The organism is Janibacter hoylei PVAS-1, assembly GCF_004025845.1.
GTDB lineage: Bacteria > Actinomycetota > Actinomycetes > Actinomycetales > Dermatophilaceae > Janibacter > Janibacter hoylei.
The window spans coordinates 161,016-181,774 of sequence record NZ_PIPF01000010.1 but is presented as its reverse complement, the minus strand read 5'-3'; the positions used below and the strand labels follow the sequence as shown (position 1 = coordinate 181,774).

Here is a 20,759-nt window from a genome sequence, read left to right as displayed (position 1 = left end):
GATCAGGAGCGCCCCATGACCAAGATCGAGCTTGTCGTCGACGGCGCCCGCGTCGCGGACGACGTCGAACCCCGGATGCTGCTCGTGCACTACCTGCGCGAGACCCTCGGCAAGACCGGCACGGTGGTGGGGTGCGACACCTCCAACTGCGGAGCGTGCACCGTCCACCTCGACGGCAGGAGCGTGAAGTCCTGCAACGTCCTCGCCGTCCAGGCAGATGGCTGCGAGGTGACGACCATCGAAGGCATGGCCACGGATGGCGAGCTGCATCCGGTGCAGGCGGCCTTCCACGAGTGCCATGCCCTCCAGTGCGGCTACTGCACCCCCGGCATGATCATGCAGTCCGCCGACCTGCTGCGCGACAACCCCGATCCCTCGGAGGAGGAGATCCGCCTGGGGCTCGAGGGCAACCTCTGCCGGTGCACCGGCTACCACAACATCGTCCGCGCGGTGCAGACTGCGGCGAGTGCCTCGGCCGGTGCCGCTGGGGGTGCGTCATGACCGCGGAGGTCACCGAGCGGCCCGCCACCACCGAGATCGGCCGCGACCGCCGTCGCAAGGAGGACCAGCGGCTCATCACCGGTCGCACCCGCTGGACCGACAACATCGTGCTGCCGGGCATGCTGCACATGGCGATGGTCCGCAGCCCCTTCGCGCACGCCCGGATCACGTCGGTCGACACGAGCGAGGCGGCCAGCGCGACCAATGTCGTCGCCGTCTACTCCGGCGCCGACCTCGACGAATCGGTCGGCGTCCTCATCAACGCGTGGCCGGTCAGTCCGGATCAGGTGACTCCGGTGCACCCGCCGATGCCGGCCGACCGGGTGACCTTCGCCGGGGAGATCGTCGCCCTCGTCGTCGCCCGCAGCGCCGCGGAGGCGCGCGACGCCGCTGAGCTGATCGACGTGGACTACGAGGAGCTGCCCGCCGCCCTCGACCTCAAGGAGGCGGCGGAGGACACCGTCCTCGCGCATCCCGACCTCGGCACCAACAAGTCGGCCCTGTGGACCTTCGACTCCGCCGAGGCCGGCACCGGGGGTGACGTCGAGAAGGCCATTGCCACCGCACGCCAGGACGGCATCGTCATCGAGCGCGAGTACCGCCAGCAGCGACTCATCCCCGCCTTCATGGAGCCGCGCTCCGTCGTCGTCGACCCGACCGGCGAGCAGCTGACGATGTGGACGGCGACCCAGATCCCGCACATCGTGCGCTTCGCGCTCGCGGCCACGACCGGCGTCCCGGAGTCGAAGATCCGGGTCATCGCCCCGGACGTCGGCGGCGGCTTCGGCGGCAAGCTGCAGGTGACGCCGGAGGAGTGGCTGGCCTGGTGGGTGGCCCGCCAGCTGGGCCGGCCCGTCAAGTACACCGAGACCCGCTCGGAGTCGCTCATGGCGGCCCACCACGGCCGTGACCAGTGGCAGCGGCTGACGCTCGCCGCCGACAAGCAGGGCAAGGTCACCGGGCTCAAGGTCGACCTGCTCGCGGACCTCGGCTCCTACGTCGCCCTCATCGGCGGCGGCGTTCCCGTCCTGGGCGCCTTCATGTTCAACGCCATCTACAAGTTCCCGGCCTACCACTTCTCGATGCAGTCGGTCCTCACCAACAAGGCCTGGACCGATGCCTACCGGGGTGCTGGTCGCCCCGAGGCCACCTTCGGCATCGAGCGGATCATGGACGAGCTGGCACACGAGCTCGGTGAGGACCCGCTCGTGGTGCGCGAGCGCAACTGGATCACCCACGAGGAGTTCCCCTTCACCTCCGTTGCCGGACTCGAGTACGACTCCGGCAACTACGAGGCCGCCACGGACCTGGCCAAGCAGATGTTCGGCTACGACGAGCTGCGCGAGGAGCAGCGTCGTCGGCGCGAGTCCAAGGACCCCGTGCAACTGGGGATCGGCATCTCGACCTTCACCGAGATGTGCGGTCTCGCGCCCAGCCGTGTCCTCGGCAGCCTCGACTACGGCGCGGGTGGCTGGGAGCACGCGAGCGTGCGCATGCTCGCGACGGGCAAGGTCGAGGTCGTCGTCGGCGTGAGCCCGCACGGTCAGGGGCACGAGACGGCCTTCAGCCAGATCGTCGCCGACCGGCTGGGTGTCCCCTTCGAGGACGTCGAGATCCTGCACGGCGACACCCAGATCTCGCACAAGGGACTCGACACCTACGGCTCGCGCTCGCTCGTCGTCGGCGGCGAGGCCGTGGTCCGTGCCGCGGACAAGGTCATCGACAAGGCGCGGCGCTACGCGGCGCACCTGCTCGAGGCCAACCCCGACGATCTCGAGTTCACGGCCGGTCGCTTCGGTGTCGCGGGCACGGACCAGTCCGTGGGGATCACCGACATCGCGGCCGCGGCCTTCGCCTCGCACGACTACCCGGACGACATCGAACCGGGCGTCGACGCGGAGGCCACCTTTGACCCGGTGAACTTCAACTACCCGCACGGCACCCACCTGAGCGCCATCGAGATCGATACCGAGACCGGGGAGGTCAGGCTGCGCAAGTACACCTGCGTCGACGATGTCGGACAGGTGATCAATCCGCTCATCGTCGAGGGACAGATCCACGGCGGACTCGTCCAGGGCATCTCGCAGGCGCTGTGGGAGGAGGCCGTCTACGACGACTCCGGCACGCTCGTGAGCGGCAGTTTCGTCGACTACCTCGTCCCGACCGCGGCCGACACCATCAGCTTCGACACCGCGACCACCACGACGGCGGCGACGGGCAACACGCTCGGGACCAAGGGAGTGGGTGAGGCGGGAACGATCGCCTCGACCCCCTGCATCGTCAACGGCGTCGTCGACGCGCTGCGCATCTTCGGCGTCGACGACGTGCAGATGCCGTGCACCCCCGAGCGGGTGTGGCAGGCGATCCGGTCGGGGTCCGGTGGCGAGGACACGACCGGGGCCGCGGCGCCCCACTTCGACGAGGCGACTGGTGACCAGGGGCAGACCGACCGGATGGCGGGCGCCGACGGACCCACGGGACCGGCGATGAGCACGGAAGGAGAGGTCCGATGATCCCGGCGAAGTTCGACTACGCGGCACCGACGTCGGTGGAGGAGGCGCTCGGGCTGCTCGGCGAGCATGGCGACGACGCCAAGGTGCTCGCCGGCGGGCAGTCCCTGCTCCCGGTCCTGCGGATGCGGCTCAACGCCCCCGAGATGATCATCGACATCGGTCGGATCCCCGAGCTGCGCGGCATCAGCGACGACGGTCGGGCGCTCACCATCGGGGCCATGACGCCGTACCACGAGATCCTCGCCGACGATCGGGTGAGTGGACGCTGTCGACTCCTGCACCAGGCGATCAGCGAGGTCGCCGACCCGCAGATCCGGCACCGGGGCACTCTCGGTGGGGCCTTGGTCCACGCCGACCCCGCGGGCGACTGCGGGGCACCTGTGCTCGCCATGGACGCCGAGCTCGTCATCACCGGAGCGTCAGGCCAGCGGGTCGTCCCCGCGGCCGACTTCTTCCATGGCCTCTTCGAGACCGCGGTCGGCGAGGACGAGCTGCTCACCGCCGTCAGGGTGCCCACCTACGACGGGTGGGGCTCGCACTACGAGAAGTTCGTGCGGGTCGCCCACCAGTGGCCCATCGTCGCGGTCGCCGCGCAGGTGCGGATCGAGGGTGGCGCGATCGCCGAGGCACGGGTCGGCCTGACCAACATGGGCGCGACCCCGGTCCGAGCCAGCGCAGTCGAGGCCGCGCTCGTCGGGAACCAGCCGACGGCCGAGGGCGTGCGGGCGGCCTGCGACCTGGCCGGCGAGGGCACCGAGCCGCCGTCGGACCTCAACGGCGATGCCGACTACCGCCGGCACCTGGCCACCGTACTGACGAGGCGTGCCGTGCTCACGGCCGCAGGATGAGAGGACCCTCGTGCAACTGACCCACAGTTTCACCGTTCCCGCCGGCATCGACGAGACCTGGGCCGCGCTCAACGACATCGAGTCCGTCGCCGGGTGCTTCCCCGGTGCCCAGGTGACCCACGCCGACGCCGACTCCTTCGAGGGCACGGTCAAGGTCAAGCTCGGTCCGATCGCGCTCGTGTACAAGGGGAGCGGCGACTTCGTCGACAAGGACGAGGCCGCTCACCGGATGGGTATCGCCGCCAAGGGCAAGGACAAGCGGGGCAACGGCACCGCGGGCGCCGACGTCGTCGTGACGATGGCCCCCGAGGGTGCGGCGAGCACCAAGGTGGACGTGGTCACCGACCTCAACATCACGGGCAAGCCCGCGCAGTTCGGCCGTGGCGTGATGCAGGACGTCTCCGACAAGCTCCTCGGGCAGTTCGTCGACTGCCTGGCGGGCCGCTTCGCCGCCCCCGAGGCCACCCCGGAGCCGACGGGTGAGGAGGAAGCGGAGGCCACATCGCCGGCGCAGACGCCGACCCGGTCGACCACGACACCGGGGGCTACGGCTCCCGCATCCGCTGCGGCTCCCGCCGCGAGCTCACCGGCCGAGTCCTCGCCGGCCGCGCGCCCGGCGAGCTCGTCCGATGACGCGATCGACCTCGGGGCGACCGCCCTTCCGGTGCTGCTGCGGGCTTACGGTCCCCAGATCGCCGCGGCGCTCGCCCCGCTCGTCCTCCTGATCATCGCCCTGCGGCGTCGCAAGGGGTGAGCTGACGCACCCCCGGCCAGCCGACTCACAGCCACGGGCGAGACGATGAGCGGATGACCGCCACGTCTCCGCTCGTCCTCGGTCCCCTCCTGCGCTTCGTCGGTGAGCACGACGCCTCCGTCTGGGTGGAGACCGCCGCCCCCGCGCGGGTGACCGTCGCGGCCGACGGCCGCGCGTGGCACGCCGCGAGCTTCGTCGTGGAGGGCCACCACTACGCCCTCGTCCTGCTCGACGACCTCGAGCCCGGCCGCACCTACGACTACACGGTGAGCGTCGACGACGAGCTGGTGTGGCCGCCGGCCGGCTCCGACCTGCCGTCCTCGAGCATCGCGACGCTGGACCACACGCGTGCGACGCTGCTCGCCTTCGGCAGCTGCCGCACGAGCGTCCCGCACGACGCGGAGCACCACGCGAGCCACGGCGTCGACGCGCTGCGCACCTTCGCCCTGTCCCTGGCGAAGGGGGAGTCCCCACGACCCGACGTCCTCGCCCTCCTCGGTGACCAGGTCTACGCCGACGAGACGAGCCCGCAGATGCGTGACTTCATCGCCTCGCGGCGCAGCCTCGACGAGCCGCCGGGCGAGGAGATCAAGGACTACGCCGAGTACGCGCACCTCTACGAGCTCGCGTGGAGCGACCCGGCGATCCGGTGGGTCCTGTCGGTCGTGCCGAGCGCGATGATCTTCGACGACCACGACATCCGCGACGACTGGAACACCTCGTGGGCCTGGCACGAGGAGATCAACAAGACCCCGTGGTGGCACGAGCGGCTCGTCGCCGGCCTGACGAGCTACTGGGTCCACCAGCACATCGGCAACCTCGCGCCCGAGGAGCTCGCACGCGACGAGATCTGGCGTCGGCTCGAGGGGGCCGCTCCCGGCGAGGTCGACCTGACCGGCCCCCTTCGTGCCCTGGCCGAGCAGGTGGACCGGCACCCGGAGCGCTACCGCTGGAGCTACACCCGGGCGCTCGGCGGCTCCCGACTGGTCATGCTCGACTCACGGGCCGCCCGGGTCCTCGAGCCCGAGCGCCGCGCGATGCTCGACGACGACGAGCTGGCCTGGCTCGGCGAGCAGCTGACCGGCGACCTGGACCACCTCTTCATCGGGACCTCCCTCCCCTTCCTCCTGCCGCCGGGGCTGCACGACGCGGAGGCGATCAGCGAGGCCCTCGCCGGGCCGGGCCGGTCACGGCCGGTCCGTCGCGCCACCGAGGTGGTCCGGCAGGCCGTCGACCTCGAGCACTGGGGTGCCTTCAGCTCCGGCTTCGTCGAGGTCTTCGAGCTCGTCATGTCGGTCGCCCGTGGCGAGCGCGGCCGCCCACCCGCGACGATCACCTTCCTCTCCGGCGACGTCCACCACTCCTACGTCGCCGAGGTGACCGGCGGTGACGCGCACGGCGCACGCAGCTCGATCGTCCAGGCGGTGTGCAGCCCGATCCGCAACCCGATGCCGCGCGGGATCCGGATGCTCGTGTCGCAGAGTGCCAAGGGGCTCGTCCGCCCGATGCGCTGGCTCGCCGCCAGGACGAAGGGGGTCCCGCCGCTGCGCTACCCGTGGCAGCTCACGCAGGGGCCATGGTTCGACAACAACCTCGCCGTCGCCGAGGTGCACGACGGGCACCTCACCCTGCGCTGGGTCACGGGCGTCGTCGACGGTGATGACGACCGGCCGCGGCTGCGGGTCGTCTCCGAGGTCACCGTCTGAGGCTCCCTGCAGCCAGCGGCTGGGTGCACCCCCGAGGAGGCCGTCGGGGGTAAACCCCAGTGACCCGGCGCCTGAGGTGCACCTAGATTTGGCGCGACACCACATCCAGCACGGGGAGACGCGCATGAGCACTCAGGTGGCCGCGAGCACGCACGGCCTGACCAAGGTCTACGGCAGGGGCGAGGCGAGCGTCGCCGCCCTCGACGGCATCGACCTCGACATCGGTGCCGGGCAGTTCACCGCGATCATGGGGCCCTCCGGCTCCGGCAAGTCCACGCTCATGCACTGCCTCGCCGGCCTCGACGCCGCGAGCAGCGGCCGCGCCCTCATCGGGGACACCGACATCACCCGGCTCAAGGAAAAGGACCTCACCCGGCTGCGCCGCGACCGGATCGGGTTCATCTTCCAGGCCTTCAACCTCATCCCCACGCTGACCGCCGAGGAAAACATCCTCCTGCCCCTGGCGATCGCCGGGCGCAAGGTCGACCCCCTGTGGTTCGACTTCGTCATCGGTAAGGTCGGCCTGCGTGACCGGCTCGGTCACCGGCCCACGGAGCTCTCGGGCGGCCAGCAGCAGAGGGTCGCCTGCGCCCGGGCCCTCGTGTCGAAGCCGGCGATCATCTTCGCCGACGAGCCCACCGGCAACCTCGACTCGACGTCGGGCGCCGAGGTGCTCGGCTTCCTGCGACGCAGCGTCGACGAGTTCGACCAGACGATCGTCATGGTCACCCACGACCCGGTGGCGGCGAGTCACACCGACCGTGTGCTCTTCCTCGCCGACGGTCGCATCGTCGACGAGCTCTACGAGCCCGACCGCGAGAGCGTCCTCGAGCGGATGGTCGCCCTGACTGGCGGGGCCCACTGATGCTCAGGGCCACCTTCAAGAGTCTGCTGGCGCGCAAGGCGCGCCTGCTGATGAGCGCGATGGCGATCGTCCTCGGGACGGCCTTCGTCGCCGGTTCGCTGATCTTCACCGACACCCTCTCGCGGACCTTCGACGGGATCATGGACGGCACCGTCGGTGACGTCGTCGTCCAGCCGGAGCAGACCGACGAGTACGGCGGCACGGGCGGCGGCCGGATGTCCGCCGCCGACGTCGAGAAGCTTGGCCAGCTGCCCGGCGCCGAGCGTGCCGACGGGTCGATCGACGCCATGGGCGTCTTCGTCGTCGGCAAGAACGGCAAGGTCGTCGGCGGGCAGGGCGCGCCCGCGCTGTCCTTCAACTACACCGACGCGCCCAACCAGCTCGGCGAGGAGCCGCTCGTCACCGATGCCGGCCGCGTCCCCGAGCGCGAGGGCGAGGTCATGGTCGACACCGTGACCGCCGAGCGTGCCGGCTACGAGGTGGGCGACGACATCACCCTCGTGACGACCGGCGACACCCCCGAGATCGAGGCCGAGCTCGTCGGCACGTTGACCTTCGGCGAAGGGGGGATGGCCGGCGCCTCGGTCGTCGTCTTCGACACGAAGTCCATGCAGAAGTACTTCATGGACGGCAAGGACGACTACTCCTCCGTGTGGGTGACGGCCAAGGACGGCGTGAGCCAGGACGAGCTGCTCTCGCAGGTCGAGCCCCTCGTACCCGAGGGCTTCAAGGGGTGGACCGGTGAGGGGCTCGCCGAGGAAAACCAGAACGACGTGCAGCAGGCGCTCGGCTTCATCACGACCTTCCTGCTGGTCTTCGCCGGCATCGCCCTCTTCGTCGGCTCCTTCCTCATCATCAACACCTTCAGCATCATCGTCGCCCAGCGAGGCCGCGAGCTGGCGCTGCTGCGGGCCATCGGTGCCTCGCGCCGGCAGATCGTCCGGGGGGTTCTGCTCGAGGCCTTCATCATCGGCGTCGTCGGCGCGACCCTCGGCCTGGCCCTGGGGGTCGTCCTCGCGCTGGGCATCAAGGCGCTCTTCGCGACGATCGGTCTCGACCTGTCGGGCAGCGGCCTGGTCTTCACCCCGCGCACCGTCATCGCCGCCTACGCGGTCGGCATCGTCGTTACGATGCTCGCTGCGTGGGTGCCGGCCCGTCGGGCAGGCTCGGTGCCACCGGTGGCGGCGATGCGGGACTCGATCGACTCCGGCACCGGCCACCACCCGGTCCGCCACGGGCTCGAGGTCGCCGTGCTCGCCGTCGGCGCCCTCGCCTTCCTCTACGGGCTCTTCGTCGCCGACACACGGCAGCTGTGGTGGATCGGTGGCGGCATCGTCGGTCTCGTCCTCGGCACGGCCTTCCTCGCCCCCTTCGTCGGTCGGCCGGTGATCTCCGGGCTCGGGTGGGTCTACCGGCGCCTCTTCGGAACGGTCGGGCGGATGGCGGAGCAAAACTCCGTGCGCAGCCCCGGGCGCACCGCGGCGACGGCCTCGGCGCTGATGATCGGCATGACCCTCGTCGCGCTCATGGGTGTCGTCGCCTCGAGCACCACGGCGAGCGTCGACCAGCAGATCGAGGAGACCTTCCGCGCCGACTACATCCTGAGCAATGCGGTGGGGCAGCCCTTCTCGTCGAAGATCGCCGAGCAGGTCGCCGAGGTCGACGGGGTGCGCGAGGTCTCGCCGGTGCGCTTCAGCAGCGCCCAGGTCGACGGCGGGCAACTCTTCGTCACGGCGATCGACCCGGCGTCCTTCGGCGACGTCGAGCAGATCGAGACGACGTCCGGCACGGCGGACATCGGCCCCGACGCGGTCGTCCTGTCGACCAAGCACGAAGGGGGCCGCAAGGTCGGCGACACCGTCACCGTGACCATGGGGTCCGAGACCAAGGACCTGGAGGTCGTCGGCTTCTACGACGAGCTGCGCACGATCGGCTCGCCGGACGTGCTCATGTCGGTCGAGACGGTCGACGCGATGAACGGTGCGGCGGCCGACAACTGGGCCTTCATCTTCGTCGACGGCGGCGCCGACAGGGCAGCGGTCGAGGCGGACATCGAGGCGATCACCGACAGGCAGCCGCTCGTCACCCTCAAGGACCAGGCGGGCTACGCCGATGAGCAGCGCTCGAGCATCAACCAGCTGCTCTACCTCATCTACGCCCTGCTCGGCCTGGCGATCGTCATCGCGGTGCTCGGCATCGTCAACACCCTGGGCCTGTCGGTCATGGAGCGCACCCGTGAGGTCGGGCTGCTGCGGGCGGTCGGGCTCTCCCGTCGTCAGCTGCGGCGCATGATCACCCTGGAGTCGGTGACCATCGCGCTCCTCGGGGCGCTGCTCGGCATCGTCCTCGGTGTCGTCGCGGGTGTCGCGATCCAGCGGGCCCTCGTCGACGACGGCATCACCGAGCTGGCGATCCCGTGGGGGCAGATGGCGGTCTTCGTCGGCCTCGCCGGTGTCATCGGTGTCCTGGCGGCGCTGCTCCCAGCACGCCGGGCCTCGCGGATGGACGTGCTCGAGGCGATCTCCACGGAGTGACCCGCGGAGGGCGCAGGGGCGGTGACCACCCGGTCACCGCCCCTGCGCGTCTCGTCAGCGACCCGGCTGCATCGAGCTCTTGACCGAGGTCTCCGAGGTGTCGTAGGTCCGGCCGGCGTCGTGCAATGCCCGACCGATCTCGTCGAGGCTCTCCTTGACGGTGCGCTGGGTCGCACGCCAGTCGTTGATGAGGTCCTGGAAGGACGTCGAGGCGTCACCCTGCCAGTCGTTCTGGAGCGAGATCAGCCGCGTCATCATGCTCGCGACGGTCGTCTCGACGTCCTCCGAGATGCGGGCGACATCGCTCGCGCTGCTCGCCACCTGGTCGGTGTCGACGGTGAAAGTGGCCATGCTCGTTCCCCTTCGTCCGGTGCCGGGCCCGTGTGGCCCGGTGTCCTTCAGACCGTAGGAGGAAGTGGCCCGGCGGCCGTCGGGTTTTCCACAGGACCGGCCGGCGGACGCTTCTCGCGGCGGGTGCGCTCGAGGGCCTGCGCATAGCCGGCGCCCATGCCGAGCAGGAGCAGGCCGGCGACGATGAAACACAGCACCCGGGCGATGCCGGAGAGGAAGGACAGGTCGAAGAGCAGCAGCTTGGCGACGCTCACGGCGACGAGGGTCAGGCCCGCCGGGATCGCGATGCTCGAGCCGCGCAGCCCGCGCAGGAGGAGCACGGCGGCGACACCCATCCAGATGACGGTCGCGCCGGCCTGGCCGCCCATGAAGCCGCCCCGTGCGTCGTCGAGGAGCTGCCCGAGCAGGGCGCCGGCGAGGACCACGACCCCTCCGGCCCAGGCGAGGCTGAGCGCGACGAGGACCCGGGGCAGGGCGGGCGCCAGCATCGGCAGCGTCGTCGTGATCGCGCGGGCGAGCACGGCGTAGAGGACGAGGAGGCCGCCCGCGGCGATGAGGTGCTGGGCGTCGACGTCGCCGGCCAGACCTCGACCGAGCACGTAGGGCAGGAGGGTGATGCCGCCGAGGAGAGACAAGGCGGCGAAGGCCAGGGCGACGACCAGCGTGGTCTGGTGCCGCAGGACGAGAGCAGCCACGGCCCAGCCGAGCGCGACCGCGACGGCGATGACGGGGGTCCACCCCTGCCCGTCGCCCGCCCGCAGGGCGGCACCGAGGGAGGTGACGCCGGCGGTCACCAGGGCGATCTCCGGCTGGCGCAGGTACCACGGTGTCGGCGGGCCGTGGTCGGCGAGGACGGCGACGATGACGAGCAGGCAGGTGATGACGACGAAGAGCCCGGCTCCGCCCCACCGGTCGTCGACGGCGAGCGCGGCGACGGCGGCCGGGGCGATCGCCACCGGTAGGAGGATGCCGAGCTGCTCGGGCAGCCGGCGCACCGTCGCCCCGAGTGCCGCGGTGGCGGTGAGGAGCACGGCGAGGACGACGGCGAGCGTCGCGGCGATGCCGGTCCGCTCGTGGAATCCGGCGAGCACCATGAGGAAGAGCGCCGCGGGCACGACCCGTGAGACCTCGAGGGCGTACCAGCTCCGCCCGACCTGCGCCGGCCACGTGGCGGCGGCGAGGACGACGAGGAAGGCGCCGGTGAGCAGACCGTGCGAGATGCCGACGAAGGGAGCCATGAGCGCGACCCCGAGGACGGCGACGACGGCGAGCAGCTCGCTCTCCCAGGCCCGGGCGAGCAGGACACCGCCGAGGGCGATGGCGCCGGCGAGGGCCATCCCGACCGCGAGGGGCACCCAAGCGTAGATGTAGGTCACGGCGAGGACGTCGAGGTAGGCGGTGGCGAATCCGGTGGCGGCCAGTCCGAGGGCACCGATGGTGCCCGAGGGTCGCCGCCGCACGAGGACGGCCGCGCTGACGAGTGCGGCGGCCAGGATCGCCCCGCTGATGACGCGGGCGAGAGGGCCGAAGAAGCCCATCTGGATGGCGAGGGCGAGCAGGAAGGCGACGCCGATGAGGGTGATGCCGGTGCCGACGACGGCGAGCAGCTTGGCGACCACGCCGTCGCGCTGCCACCACGGCTCGGTGGGCGGCAGGGCCGCGGTCGGGGGCTCCGCGGGCGGCGCGGAGGGAGCGGTCGGTGGCGGGGTGACGACACCCGGAGCGCCTGCCGGCGACGGCGCTGGGGCCGGGGCGGGCGCTCCGACGGGTGCGGGGGTGGGCGCTGCGGCGGGTGCGGGGGTGGGCGCTGCGACCGGTGTCCACTCGGCCGGGGTCTCGGCCTCGGCGACGAGGCTGGCGCGCAGCCGGGCGAGGTCGTTGCCGACGCGGTACATCCGGGTCATCGCGTCGGCGAAGTCGTCCTCGATCGCGCGGACCCGGTCGGCGGGGGTTCCTGACGTGCTCATGCCCCCAGTGTGCTGGGACCAGCACACCGGGGGCATGAGTTCGGCTACTCAGCGCCGCCTTCAGACGCCACACCCGAAGGCGGGGGTAGCACCCCTGTGGGAGCCGGAGGAAGTCGGTGTCCACGTCGGGGGAGGAGACGATCGTGACCGTTGCTTCCCTTGTCCTGTGCTCCTGAGCCCATCCTGCGACACCCGTCTTGGACGCCGCTGGCATCGACCTGTGAGTCGGCTGAGCCTGCTCAGCCCTGGGCGGTCGGGGCGGTGCCGAGGGTGGCGGTGACCTGCTCCTCCCGGCCGTCGCGGACGACGGTCAGCTCGACCTGGGTGTCGATGCGGCGGGCGTGGACGAGCCCGACGAGCGACTCGGCCGAGGTGACCGGGCTGTCGTCGACCCCGACGACGAGGTCGCCCTCGCGCAGACCGGCGTCCTCGGCCGGGCTGCCCGAGGTCACGCTGCGGATCTCGGCGCCGGACCGGGTGGCAGACCCGACGGTGGCCGTGCCGTCGGTCGGGGTGACGCCGAGGAAGGCGTGCTGCGCCGTGCCGTCCTCGATGAGCTGCTCGGCGATCCACTGGGCCTCGTCGACGGGGATGGCGAAGCCGATGCCGATGCTCCCCGACTGCCCCTCGGACCCGCCGAGGGTGGCGATCGACGAGTTGATGCCGACGAGGCGGCCGGAGGCGTCGACGAGGGCCCCGCCGGAGTTGCCGGGGTTGACGGCCGCCGAGGTCTGGATCGCGGAGGTCACCACGGGCGTGGAGCTGGACTGTTGCTGCGGGCCGAAGGGAGAGCCCTGCTGCTCCTGCTCGTCGGCCGAGCTCGTCGTCACCGGTCGGTCGAGGGCGCTGACGATGCCGGTGGTCACGGTCCCGGAGAGGCCGAGCGGGTTGCCCACCGCCATGACGGGGTCACCGACCTGCAGCTGCTGCGACGAGCCGATGGTGATCGGGCGCAGGTCGTCCGGAGGGTCAGTGAGGCTGACGACGGCCAGGTCGGTCGACGCGTCCTCGCCGGCGATCGTCGCGGCATAGGTCTTGCCGTCGGAGAGGGTCACGGTGATCTTGGCGTCGTCGCCGGCGCCGCTCACGACGTGGTGGTTGGTGAGCACGTGGCCGGAGTCGTCGATGACGACCCCAGAGCCCTGGCCGCCGGAGCCGTTGCCCTCGACGGTGATCGACACGACGCTCGGGGAGACGGCCGCGGTCACGGCATTCCAGTCCGGGTTGGTCTTGGCGGCGCTGCTCACCGGCACGACGCTCGCACCGGAGCCGACCGCGGTGCTGCTTGCCGCCGACGTGGTACCGGTCGGGCCGGGGTCGGTGAGGGAGATGACGCCCCACGTGCCGCCGGAGGCCAGGACAGCGGAGAGCAGACCGACGGCGGTCATCTCCCCGATGCGCCGACCCCGGCGCCGGCGCAGACGCGGCGGGGGAGGCGTCGACAGGGCGGTCGCATAGGTCGGGTACGGCGCAGTCGGGTGGTCCATCGAGTGCTCCTTGTCGAGGCTGTGTGACCCACACTGCTCCGTCAACTTCGGGCCCGGCTCGGTGTTGCCTGTCAGCTGGCTGTGACGATCACACGCGGGCGGGGCGCTCGGGGGTCGTCCCGGGCAGCTCGACGCGGAAGGTCGCTCCGCCTCCGGGTGTCTCGAGGACCCGGACCCGGCCCTGGTGCTGCCCGACGATCGCCGCGACGATGGCCAGGCCGAGGCCGCTGCCCCCGCGTGCCCGGGAGCGCGCCTTGTCGACCCGGAAGAAGCGCTCGAAGACCCGCTCGGCGACGTCGGGTTCGATGCCCGCACCGTGGTCGCGGACCTCGACGACCGCCCGGTCGCCGACCTGCCCGGTGCGCACCTCGACGAGCACGTCGTCGGCCGTGTGCATGAGGGCGTTGCCGATGAGGTTGCTGAGCACCTGACGCAGTCGGCTGTCGTCGCCGCGCAGCACGACGGGGCTGAGCTCGCCGTCGAGACCGACGAGCTGGACCCGGCGGTGCGGGGCCCGGGCACGGGCGTCGTGCACGGTCTCGGCGGCGAGGACGACGAGGTCGACGTCGGTGAGCTCGAGGGGGCGTTGGTCGTCGAGGCGGGCGAGCAGTAGCAGGTCGTCGACCAGCCCGGTCATGCGGGAGGCCTCGCCCTCGATGCGGTCCATCGCCTGGGCCGTGTGCTCGGGGCCCTGCACGGCCCCTTGCCGGTAGAGCTCGGCGTAGCCGCGGACGGTCGCCAGCGGGGTGCGCAGCTCGTGGCTGGCGTCGGCGACGAACTGCCGCATCCGCGTCTCGGACGCCTCCTGGAGGGCGAAGCTGCGCTCGACCTGACCGAGCATCGCGTTGAGCGAGTCGCTGAGGCTCGCGACCTCGTCGTGGCTGTGGCGGACCGGCACCCGTCGCGTCAGGTCGCCGGCCGCGATGCCGGCGGCGGTGTCCTCGATGCGACGAAGGGGGCGGAAGGCCCGGCGGGTGGCGAACCAGCCGAGGACGCCGCAGGTGACGAGGGCGGCCAGGCCGAGGCTCGTCGTGACGATGGCGAAGCGGCTGATGATCTTGTTGACCCCCGTCATCGGCATGCCGACGGCGAACGTCGAGTTGTCGGGGGTCGTGTAGTGGCCGGCGATGAAGCGCCACCGGGTCGTGCCGTCGATGGAGGAGACGGTGAAGGGCTGCCCGCTGCGGACCCGGGGGTCGTCGAGGCTGAGCACGGGCACGTCGGGCCGGGAGGCCTCCCCGGTCGGGAAGCGGTACTGCCAGGCGGAGCCGTCGGAGGGCTGACGCACGAAGAAGAAGTTGGTCGGGCCGGTGCGCAGGTCCTGGCTGTAGAAGTCGTCGTTGCTCTCCCCGCCGATCGTCACGGCGGAGGTGTCCTCGGCGATGGGGACGGCGACCGCTCGCAGCTGGTCGTCGACATTGGCCTTGAGGTCACGCTGGACGAGCCACGCGGTCGCCAGCGAGGTCGCCATCAGCGCCGCGAGCAGCAGGACGAGCAGGATGGTGACGAGCCGCCAGGTGAGCGGCATCGCCTCGAGCTTGCGGACGACGGGTGCGGTGACCCGCTCCAGGCTCATCGGGGACTCACTCCGGAGGCAGGCGCAGCACGTAGCCGAAGCCGCGCTTGGTGTGGATGAGCGGGGGCAGTCCCTCGGTGTCGATCTTGCGGCGCAGGTAGGAGATGTAGGACTCGACGATGCCCATCTCGCCGCGGAAGTCGTAGTCCCACACGTGGTCGAGGATCTGCGCCTTGGACAGCACGCGGTTGGGATTGAGCATGAGATAGCGCAGGAGCTTGAACTCCGTGGGCGAGACGTCGATCGAGCGGCCGGCGCGGCGCACCTCGTGGGCCTCGTCGTCGAGCTCGAGGTCGGCGAACTGCAGGACGGCGTCGGCGGAGGGCACGTCCTGGGTGCGTCGCAGGATGACGCGGATGCGCGCGATGACTTCCTCGAGGGAGAAGGGCTTGGTGACGTAGTCGTCGCCCCCGACGGTCAGGCCCTTGATCTTGTCGTCGAGCGAGTCGCGGGCGGTGAGGAAGAGGATCGGCTGGTGCCGCTCGGTGGCCCGCAGGCGAGAGGCGACCTCGAAGCCGTCGATGTCGGGGAGCATGACGTCGAGGACGATGAGGTCGGGCTCCATGCGGTGCACGGCGTCGATGGCGCTCTCCCCGTCGCCCGCGACCTCGACCTCGAAACCCGCGAAGCGCAGGGAGGTCGCGAGCAGCTCGCGGATGTTGGGCTCGTCCTCGACGACGAGCAGGTGGGGGCTCGTCTCGGCAGAGGTGGTGTGCGTGCTCACCCTTCGAGTGTGCGCCCGTTGTCTGGGTGTGGGCTGGACGTCTGCTGGGCGGCGTGCCCATGACGTGGGTCACGGAGTGACAACGAAGGGGGTGGTCGGGGGGCCCACGCCCCCCTTCGGCCGTCTCTTTTGGTCGGGTGGAGGCGATCGGAGGATCGGGACGGACCCGGGGAAGACCCTCCGACGGGGAGGAACTCGTGCGTCACACTCGAACTCTGGCCGGGACGGCCGCTCTCACCCTCGCCCTGGCCCTCGCGGCCTGCGGCGACTCCGGATCGGACAGCTCGTCCGGCGACAAGTTGGCCGAGCTGCAGGAGAAGGGGACGATCACCGTCGCCTTCGCCGGCGAGGAGCCCTACTCCTTCGAGGAGGACGGGGAGCTCACCGGCGCGACGATCGCCCTGCACAAGAAGGTCTTCAAGGAGATGGGCATCGACGAGGTCAAGGGCGTCAAGACCGAGTGGGGTGCCCTCATCCCCGGCCTGAAGGCCGGCCGCTACGACGCGATCTCGGCGGGCATGTCGATCCTGCCCGACCGGTGCAAGGAGGCAGACTTCGGCGACCCGGAGATCGTCTACACGACGGCGCTCATGGTGCCCGAGGGCAACCCCAAGAACCTCAAGACGCTCGACGACGTCAAGAAGTCCGGCGCAAAGCTCACCACCATGAGCGGTGCCATCGAGTCGGACTACGCCAAGGCGCTCGACATCAAGGCCACCCAGGTCAAGAGTCCGCAGGACGGCATGGAGGCGGTCACCCGGGGCCGCAGTGACGTCTTCGCCCTGACCGGCATCTCGCTGCGGACCATGGACGAGAAGAACCCCGACGCGAAGGTCGAGGTGACTGAACCCTTCGTCGCCGTCGTCGACGGCAAGGAGCAGGTCGGCGCCGGCGCCACGGTCTTCAAGAAGGGCGACGACACCCTCCGTGAGGCCTACAACAAGGAGCTGGCCAAGATCACCGGCGACGAGAAGGCCTACACGGACGTCATCGGCGAGTTCGGCTTCACGGACGCTGAGCGGCCCAAGGGCGACCTGACGACCGAGCAGCTCTGCAAGGGCGAGCTGCCGGACGCGGAGTGACCGACCGGATCGAGGACCTCCAGGACGCCCTGCCCAGGATCATCGAGGGCGTGCTGGTCACGCTCCAGCTGACCCTCGGCGGGGCCCTGGTGGCCTTCCTCGTGTCCGTCGTCCTCGGGCTGGTGAGCATCAGCCCGGTCGCTCCGCTGCGCTGGCTGGCCGCCGTCGTCGTCGAGTTCTTCCGCGGCACCTCGCTCGTCGTCCAGCTCTTCTGGCTGTACTACGTCATGCCGCTCTTCGGCGTGAGCATGGACGCCGTGCTCACCGGCGTCATCGCGCTCGGCCTCAACTACGGCGCCTACGGGGCGGAGATCGTGCGGGGCTCGATCAATGCCGTCGACCGCGGCCAGTGGGAGGGCGCCACCGCGCTCAACATGTCGCCCCTGACCCGCATGCGACGGATCATCTGGCCGCAGGCCTGGGTGCTCATGCTCTCGGGCTACAACAACCTGCTCGTCATGCTCATCAAGGGCACCGCCGTGGCGCTCTTCATCGGGCTGCAGGACCTCACCTACGAGATCGACGAGCTGCGCGCGTCGACCGGCGACACGATCCTCGCCTTCGGCGTCGGGCTCGTCATCTACTACCTCATCGCGCTCGTCTTCTCCCAGGCCCTGCGTCACCTGGAGAAGCGCGCCCGTCGCCGCCTGGGCCTCCCGGTCCGCGGCGCACACGCCGGTGCGGGGGTGGCTCTGTGATGACATCTCCCACGATGGTCCCCGCCATCACCTTCGAGGAGTTCTGGAGCTGGGAGGCGGCCGCCGAGATGCTCCCGGAGCTGCTCTCGGCCTTCGTCCGAGCCACCCTGCTCATCACCGTGGTCGGCACGGCCGTTGCCGTCGTCGTCGGGCTGCTGCTCGCCGTCGCCACACAGTCCCTCCCGCGGGCACTCGCGGCCGGACTGCGCTGGGTCATGGACGTCGTGCGCATGACCCCGCTCATCATCCAGCTGATGTTCGTCAGCTACCTCGTCCCGGTCAGCTGGGACCTGCTGTGGGTCGGCACAGCCGTCATCGGGCTGCACTACGCGACCTACATGGCCGAGTCGTACATCGCCGGCATCGCCTCCGTCGACAGGGGCCAGTGGGAGGCTGCGCGTGCGCTCAGCCTGCCGCTCGGTCGCACCTGGCGCGCGATCGTCCTGCCGCAGGCCCTGCGCGCGACCCTGCCCGCGCTCGGCAACTGGACGATCTCGATGTTCAAGGACACGCCCTATCTCTTCGCGATCTCCGTGCTCGAGATGGTCACCGTCGCCCAGCAGGCCGGCGACTCCACGTTCCGGTACAACGAGGCCTTCACCATCGCGGGCCTGATCTTCCTCGTCGCGAGCCTCGTCACCGCCTTCGCCGTCCGCAGATTGGAAAAAGCTCTTGTCTACTGACCAGACCGGGGGGATGCCCCCTTCGCCGGGCCAGCCCGTCATCCGCTTCGAGGACGTCGAGAAGTCCTTCGGTGACCACACCGTCCTGTCCGGGCTGAACTTCGACGTCGCCCAGGGCGAGCGGGTCACGCTCATCGGCCCGAGCGGGTCGGGCAAGACGACGATCCTCCGCCTCGTCATGACGCTCGAGGAGCTGACCGGTGGCTACATCTGGATCGACGGCCAGCCGCTGACCCACGACCGGCGCGACGGCCGACGGATCCGCCTGCGCGAGAAGGAGGTCGCCGCCACCCGCCGCAAGATCGGCATGGTCTTCCAGCACTTCAACCTCTTCCCCAACATGTCGGTCATCGACAACGTCACCGAGGCGCCCGTGCACGTCCTCGGGCGGAGCAAGGAGGAGGCGCGCGAGCGCGGTCTCGCCCTGCTCGACCAGGTGGGGCTCAAGGACCGTGCGGAGGAGCACCCCAGCCGCCTGTCGGGTGGGCAGAAGCAGCGGGTGGCGATCGCCAGGGCGCTGGCGATGGACCCCAAGATCCTGCTGCTCGACGAGGTGACGTCAGCGCTCGACCCCGAGCTCGTCGGCGATGTGCTGCAGGTCCTGCGCGACGTCGCCGACTCGACGGACATCTCGATGCTCATCGTCACGCACGAGATGACGTTCGCCCGCGACGTCTCGCACAAGGTGATGATGTTCGACGGCGGTCAGGTGCTCGAGCAGGGGCCACCGGACGAGGTCCTCGGCAACCCGACCCACGAGCGGACGAAGCGCTTCCTGACGTCGATCCTCTGACTCCGTCCACCCTGCGTTGCCGTCGGGCGAGGCAGCCTCAGGCGAGGTCGTCGGCGTCGAGGATGCGGTAGGCGTAGCCCTGCTCGGCGAGGAAGCGCTGGCGGTGGGCGGCGAACTCCGCGTCGACCGTGTCGCGGGTGACGACGGTGTAGAAGTGCGCGGTGCGGCCGTCCTCCTTCGGGCGGAGGACCCGGCCGAGCCGCTGCGCCTCCTCCTGCCGGGAGCCGAAGGTGCCGCTCACCTGGATCGCGACGCTCGCCTCCGGCAGGTCGACCGAAAAATTGGCCACCTTGGAGACGACGAGGAGGCTGGAGCGCCCTTCGCGGAAGTCGGCGAAGAGCTCCTGCCGCTGCTTGACGGGCGTCTCGCCGGTGATGAGGTCGGCATCGAGCTGCTCCGACAGCTCGTGGAGCTGGTCCAGGTACTGCCCGATGATCAGGGTCGGCTCGCCGCGGTGTCGCTCGACGAGCTCGCGGACGACGCCGAGCTTGACCGGCGAGCACGAGGCGAGCCGGTACCGGTCGTCGGCCTCGGCGGTGGCGTAGGCCATCCGCTCGGCGTCGGTGAGCGTCACCCGGACCTCGACGCAGTCGGCGGGGGCGATGTAGCCCTGAGCCTCGATGTCCTTCCACGGCGCGTCGTAGCGCTTGGGCCCGATGAGGGAGAAGACGTCGGCCTCGCGGCCGTCCTCGCGCACGAGGGTGGCGGTGAGCCCGAGTCGCCGGCGCGCCTGCAGGTCGGCGGTCATCCGGAAGATCGGGGCGGGCAGCAGGTGCACCTCGTCGTAGACGACGAGCCCCCAGTCGCGGGCGTCGAGCAGGTCGAGATGCGGGTATGCGCCCTTGCGCTTGAGCGTGAGCACCTGGTACGTCGCGATGGTGACGGGGCGGATCTCCTTGCGGGCACCCGAGTACTCGCCGATCTCGTCCTCGGTGAGCGTGGTGCGCTCGAGCAGCTCCTGCTTCCACTGGCGGGCGCTCACCGTGTTGGTCACGAGGATGAGGGTCGTCGCCTTGGCCGCGGCCATCGCCCCGGCGCCGACGAGCGTCTTGCCGGCGCCGCAGGGCAGGACGACGACGCCGGAGCCGCCGTCCCAGAAGCCGTCGACCGCCTGCTGCTGGTAGGGCCGCAGGGTCCACCCGTCCTCGGTCAGGGAGATGGGGTGCGCCTCGCCGTCGACATAGCCGGCACGGTCGTCGGCCGGCCAGCCCACCTTGAGCAGCTCCTGCTTGAGGGTGCCCCGCTCGGAGGGGTGGACGACGACCTCGTCGGGGGAGAGCTGCTCGCCGAGCAGCGGCCGGATCTTCTTGTGCCGCAGGACCTCGGTGAGCACAGCCCGGTCGGTCGTGCGCAGCACGAGCTGGTCGCCGTCCTTGTCGAGCACGAGCCGCCCGTAGCGGTCCATCGTCTCGGCGACGTCGACGAGCAGTGCCTGCGGCACGGGGTAGCGCGAGTGCGTGATGAGGGCGTCGACGACCTGCTCGGCGTCGTGGCCGGCGGCGCGGGCATTCCACAGGCCGAGCGGGGTGACCCGGTAGGTGTGGATGTGCTCGGGGGCGCGCTCCAGCTCGGCGAAGGGGGCGATGGCCCGGCGTGCCTCCGCCGACCGCTCGTGGTCGACCTCGAGCAGCAGGGTCTTGTCGCTCTGGACGATGAGCGCCCCGTCGAGTGCCACGG

The 20,759-nt window shown here is 70.8% G+C and carries 17 protein-coding genes; 11 read left to right on the top strand and 6 right to left on the bottom strand.

Annotated features, from left to right (window positions below):
• The first annotated feature begins 15 nt into the window (after positions 1–15).
• The 7 genes from CWN80_RS10860 (at position 16) to CWN80_RS10830 (ending at position 9,721) form a co-directional block, all read left to right on the top strand.
• On the top strand, positions 16–501 hold the full coding sequence (locus tag CWN80_RS10860) for a (2Fe-2S)-binding protein (protein WP_007924772.1): 486 nt from the start codon (positions 16–18) through the stop codon (positions 499–501).
• Positions 498–3,014, top strand: coding sequence for a xanthine dehydrogenase family protein molybdopterin-binding subunit (locus CWN80_RS10855; RefSeq protein WP_007924770.1), 2,517 nt, complete (start codon positions 498–500; stop codon positions 3,012–3,014). Before CWN80_RS10860 ends, CWN80_RS10855 begins: the two co-directional genes overlap by 4 nt.
• Positions 3,011–3,862, top strand: a complete 852-nt coding sequence (locus tag CWN80_RS10850) for an FAD binding domain-containing protein (protein WP_007924768.1) — start codon at positions 3,011–3,013, stop codon at positions 3,860–3,862. Before CWN80_RS10855 ends, CWN80_RS10850 begins: the two co-directional genes overlap by 4 nt.
• Positions 3,863–3,872: 10 nt before the next feature.
• Entirely contained in the window at positions 3,873–4,616 is a 744-nt protein-coding gene (locus CWN80_RS10845; protein WP_007924765.1) for an SRPBCC family protein, read from the top strand.
• 53 nt (positions 4,617–4,669) lie between these two features.
• Complete coding sequence (locus CWN80_RS10840; protein WP_128277276.1) at positions 4,670–6,322, top strand: alkaline phosphatase D family protein; 1,653 nt, start codon at positions 4,670–4,672, stop codon at positions 6,320–6,322.
• A 124-nt stretch (positions 6,323–6,446) separates the two neighbouring features.
• Entirely contained in the window at positions 6,447–7,187 is a 741-nt protein-coding gene (locus CWN80_RS10835; protein WP_051987806.1) for an ABC transporter ATP-binding protein, read from the top strand.
• Positions 7,187–9,721, top strand: a complete 2,535-nt coding sequence (locus tag CWN80_RS10830; protein WP_007924758.1) for an ABC transporter permease — start codon at positions 7,187–7,189, stop codon at positions 9,719–9,721. Before CWN80_RS10835 ends, CWN80_RS10830 begins: the two co-directional genes overlap by 1 nt.
• A gap of 54 nt (positions 9,722–9,775) precedes the next feature.
• Here CWN80_RS10830 and CWN80_RS10825 read toward each other — a convergent pair whose 3' ends face one another.
• The 5 genes from CWN80_RS10825 to CWN80_RS10805 form a co-directional block, all read right to left on the bottom strand.
• A complete protein-coding gene (locus CWN80_RS10825) occupies positions 9,776–10,072 on the bottom strand; it encodes a WXG100 family type VII secretion target (protein ID WP_007924757.1) in 297 nt (98 codons plus the stop codon).
• Positions 10,073–10,119: 47 nt separating this feature from the next.
• The gene (locus CWN80_RS10820; protein WP_128277275.1) at positions 10,120–12,039 is read right to left on the bottom strand and encodes a DUF2339 domain-containing protein; all 1,920 of its coding nucleotides are present in this window, start codon (positions 12,037–12,039) and stop codon (positions 10,120–10,122) included.
• Between the two features lie 239 nt (positions 12,040–12,278).
• Positions 12,279–13,526 carry a S1C family serine protease gene (locus tag CWN80_RS10815; RefSeq protein WP_128277274.1) on the bottom strand — a complete coding sequence of 416 codons (1,248 nt, stop codon included), beginning with the start codon at positions 13,524–13,526 and terminating at the stop codon, positions 12,279–12,281.
• Positions 13,527–13,614: 88 nt separating this feature from the next.
• Positions 13,615–15,102: a sensor histidine kinase gene (locus CWN80_RS10810; protein ID WP_128277273.1), complete on the bottom strand. Its 1,488-nt coding sequence runs from the start codon at positions 15,100–15,102 to the stop codon at positions 13,615–13,617.
• Between the two features lie 7 nt (positions 15,103–15,109).
• Entirely contained in the window at positions 15,110–15,826 is a 717-nt protein-coding gene (locus tag CWN80_RS10805) for a response regulator transcription factor (RefSeq protein ID WP_007929195.1), read from the bottom strand.
• A 197-nt stretch (positions 15,827–16,023) separates the two neighbouring features.
• Here CWN80_RS10805 and ehuB point away from each other — a divergent pair, with 197 nt between their 5' ends.
• The 4 genes from ehuB to ehuA are packed head-to-tail and all read left to right on the top strand — an operon-like array spanning position 16,024 to position 19,082.
• Positions 16,024–16,908, top strand: a complete 885-nt coding sequence (ehuB, locus tag CWN80_RS10800) for an ectoine/hydroxyectoine ABC transporter substrate-binding protein EhuB (RefSeq protein WP_007929197.1) — start codon at positions 16,024–16,026, stop codon at positions 16,906–16,908.
• On the top strand, positions 16,905–17,606 hold the full coding sequence (gene ehuC, locus CWN80_RS10795) for an ectoine/hydroxyectoine ABC transporter permease subunit EhuC (protein ID WP_007929199.1): 702 nt from the start codon (positions 16,905–16,907) through the stop codon (positions 17,604–17,606). Before ehuB ends, ehuC begins: the two co-directional genes overlap by 4 nt.
• Positions 17,606–18,289: an amino acid ABC transporter permease gene (locus tag CWN80_RS10790; RefSeq protein WP_238148197.1), complete on the top strand. Its 684-nt coding sequence runs from the start codon at positions 17,606–17,608 to the stop codon at positions 18,287–18,289. The genes ehuC and CWN80_RS10790 overlap by 1 nt, the downstream gene beginning before the upstream one ends.
• Positions 18,290–18,302: 13 nt before the next feature.
• Positions 18,303–19,082, top strand: a complete 780-nt coding sequence (gene ehuA, locus CWN80_RS10785) for an ectoine/hydroxyectoine ABC transporter ATP-binding protein EhuA (RefSeq protein WP_007929201.1) — start codon at positions 18,303–18,305, stop codon at positions 19,080–19,082.
• A gap of 37 nt (positions 19,083–19,119) precedes the next feature.
• Here ehuA and CWN80_RS10780 read toward each other — a convergent pair whose 3' ends face one another.
• Positions 19,120–20,757 carry a DNA repair helicase XPB gene (locus tag CWN80_RS10780; RefSeq protein WP_007929202.1) on the bottom strand — a complete coding sequence of 546 codons (1,638 nt, stop codon included), beginning with the start codon at positions 20,755–20,757 and terminating at the stop codon, positions 19,120–19,122.
• Positions 20,758–20,759: the final 2 nt, after the last annotated feature.

Excerpts from the sequence above, each read along its gene's own strand:
- CWN80_RS10860 (WP_007924772.1), top strand. The coding sequence starts at position 16 with ATGACCAAGATCGAGCTTGTCGTCGACGGCGCCCGCGTCGCGGACGAC.
- CWN80_RS10855 (WP_007924770.1), top strand. The coding sequence starts at position 498 with ATGACCGCGGAGGTCACCGAGCGGCCCGCCACCACCGAGATCGGCCGC.
- CWN80_RS10850 (WP_007924768.1), top strand. The coding sequence starts at position 3,011 with ATGATCCCGGCGAAGTTCGACTACGCGGCACCGACGTCGGTGGAGGAG.
- CWN80_RS10840 (WP_128277276.1), top strand. The coding sequence starts at position 4,670 with ATGACCGCCACGTCTCCGCTCGTCCTCGGTCCCCTCCTGCGCTTCGTC.
- CWN80_RS10835 (WP_051987806.1), top strand. The coding sequence starts at position 6,447 with ATGAGCACTCAGGTGGCCGCGAGCACGCACGGCCTGACCAAGGTCTAC.
- CWN80_RS10830 (WP_007924758.1), top strand. The coding sequence starts at position 7,187 with ATGCTCAGGGCCACCTTCAAGAGTCTGCTGGCGCGCAAGGCGCGCCTG.
- CWN80_RS10825 (WP_007924757.1), bottom strand. The coding sequence starts at position 10,072 with ATGGCCACTTTCACCGTCGACACCGACCAGGTGGCGAGCAGCGCGAGC.
- CWN80_RS10820 (WP_128277275.1), bottom strand. The coding sequence starts at position 12,039 with ATGAGCACGTCAGGAACCCCCGCCGACCGGGTCCGCGCGATCGAGGAC.
- CWN80_RS10815 (WP_128277274.1), bottom strand. The coding sequence starts at position 13,526 with ATGGACCACCCGACTGCGCCGTACCCGACCTATGCGACCGCCCTGTCG.
- CWN80_RS10810 (WP_128277273.1), bottom strand. The coding sequence starts at position 15,102 with ATGAGCCTGGAGCGGGTCACCGCACCCGTCGTCCGCAAGCTCGAGGCG.
- CWN80_RS10790 (WP_238148197.1), top strand. The coding sequence starts at position 17,606 with ATGACATCTCCCACGATGGTCCCCGCCATCACCTTCGAGGAGTTCTGG.
- ehuA (WP_007929201.1), top strand. The coding sequence starts at position 18,303 with ATGCCCCCTTCGCCGGGCCAGCCCGTCATCCGCTTCGAGGACGTCGAG.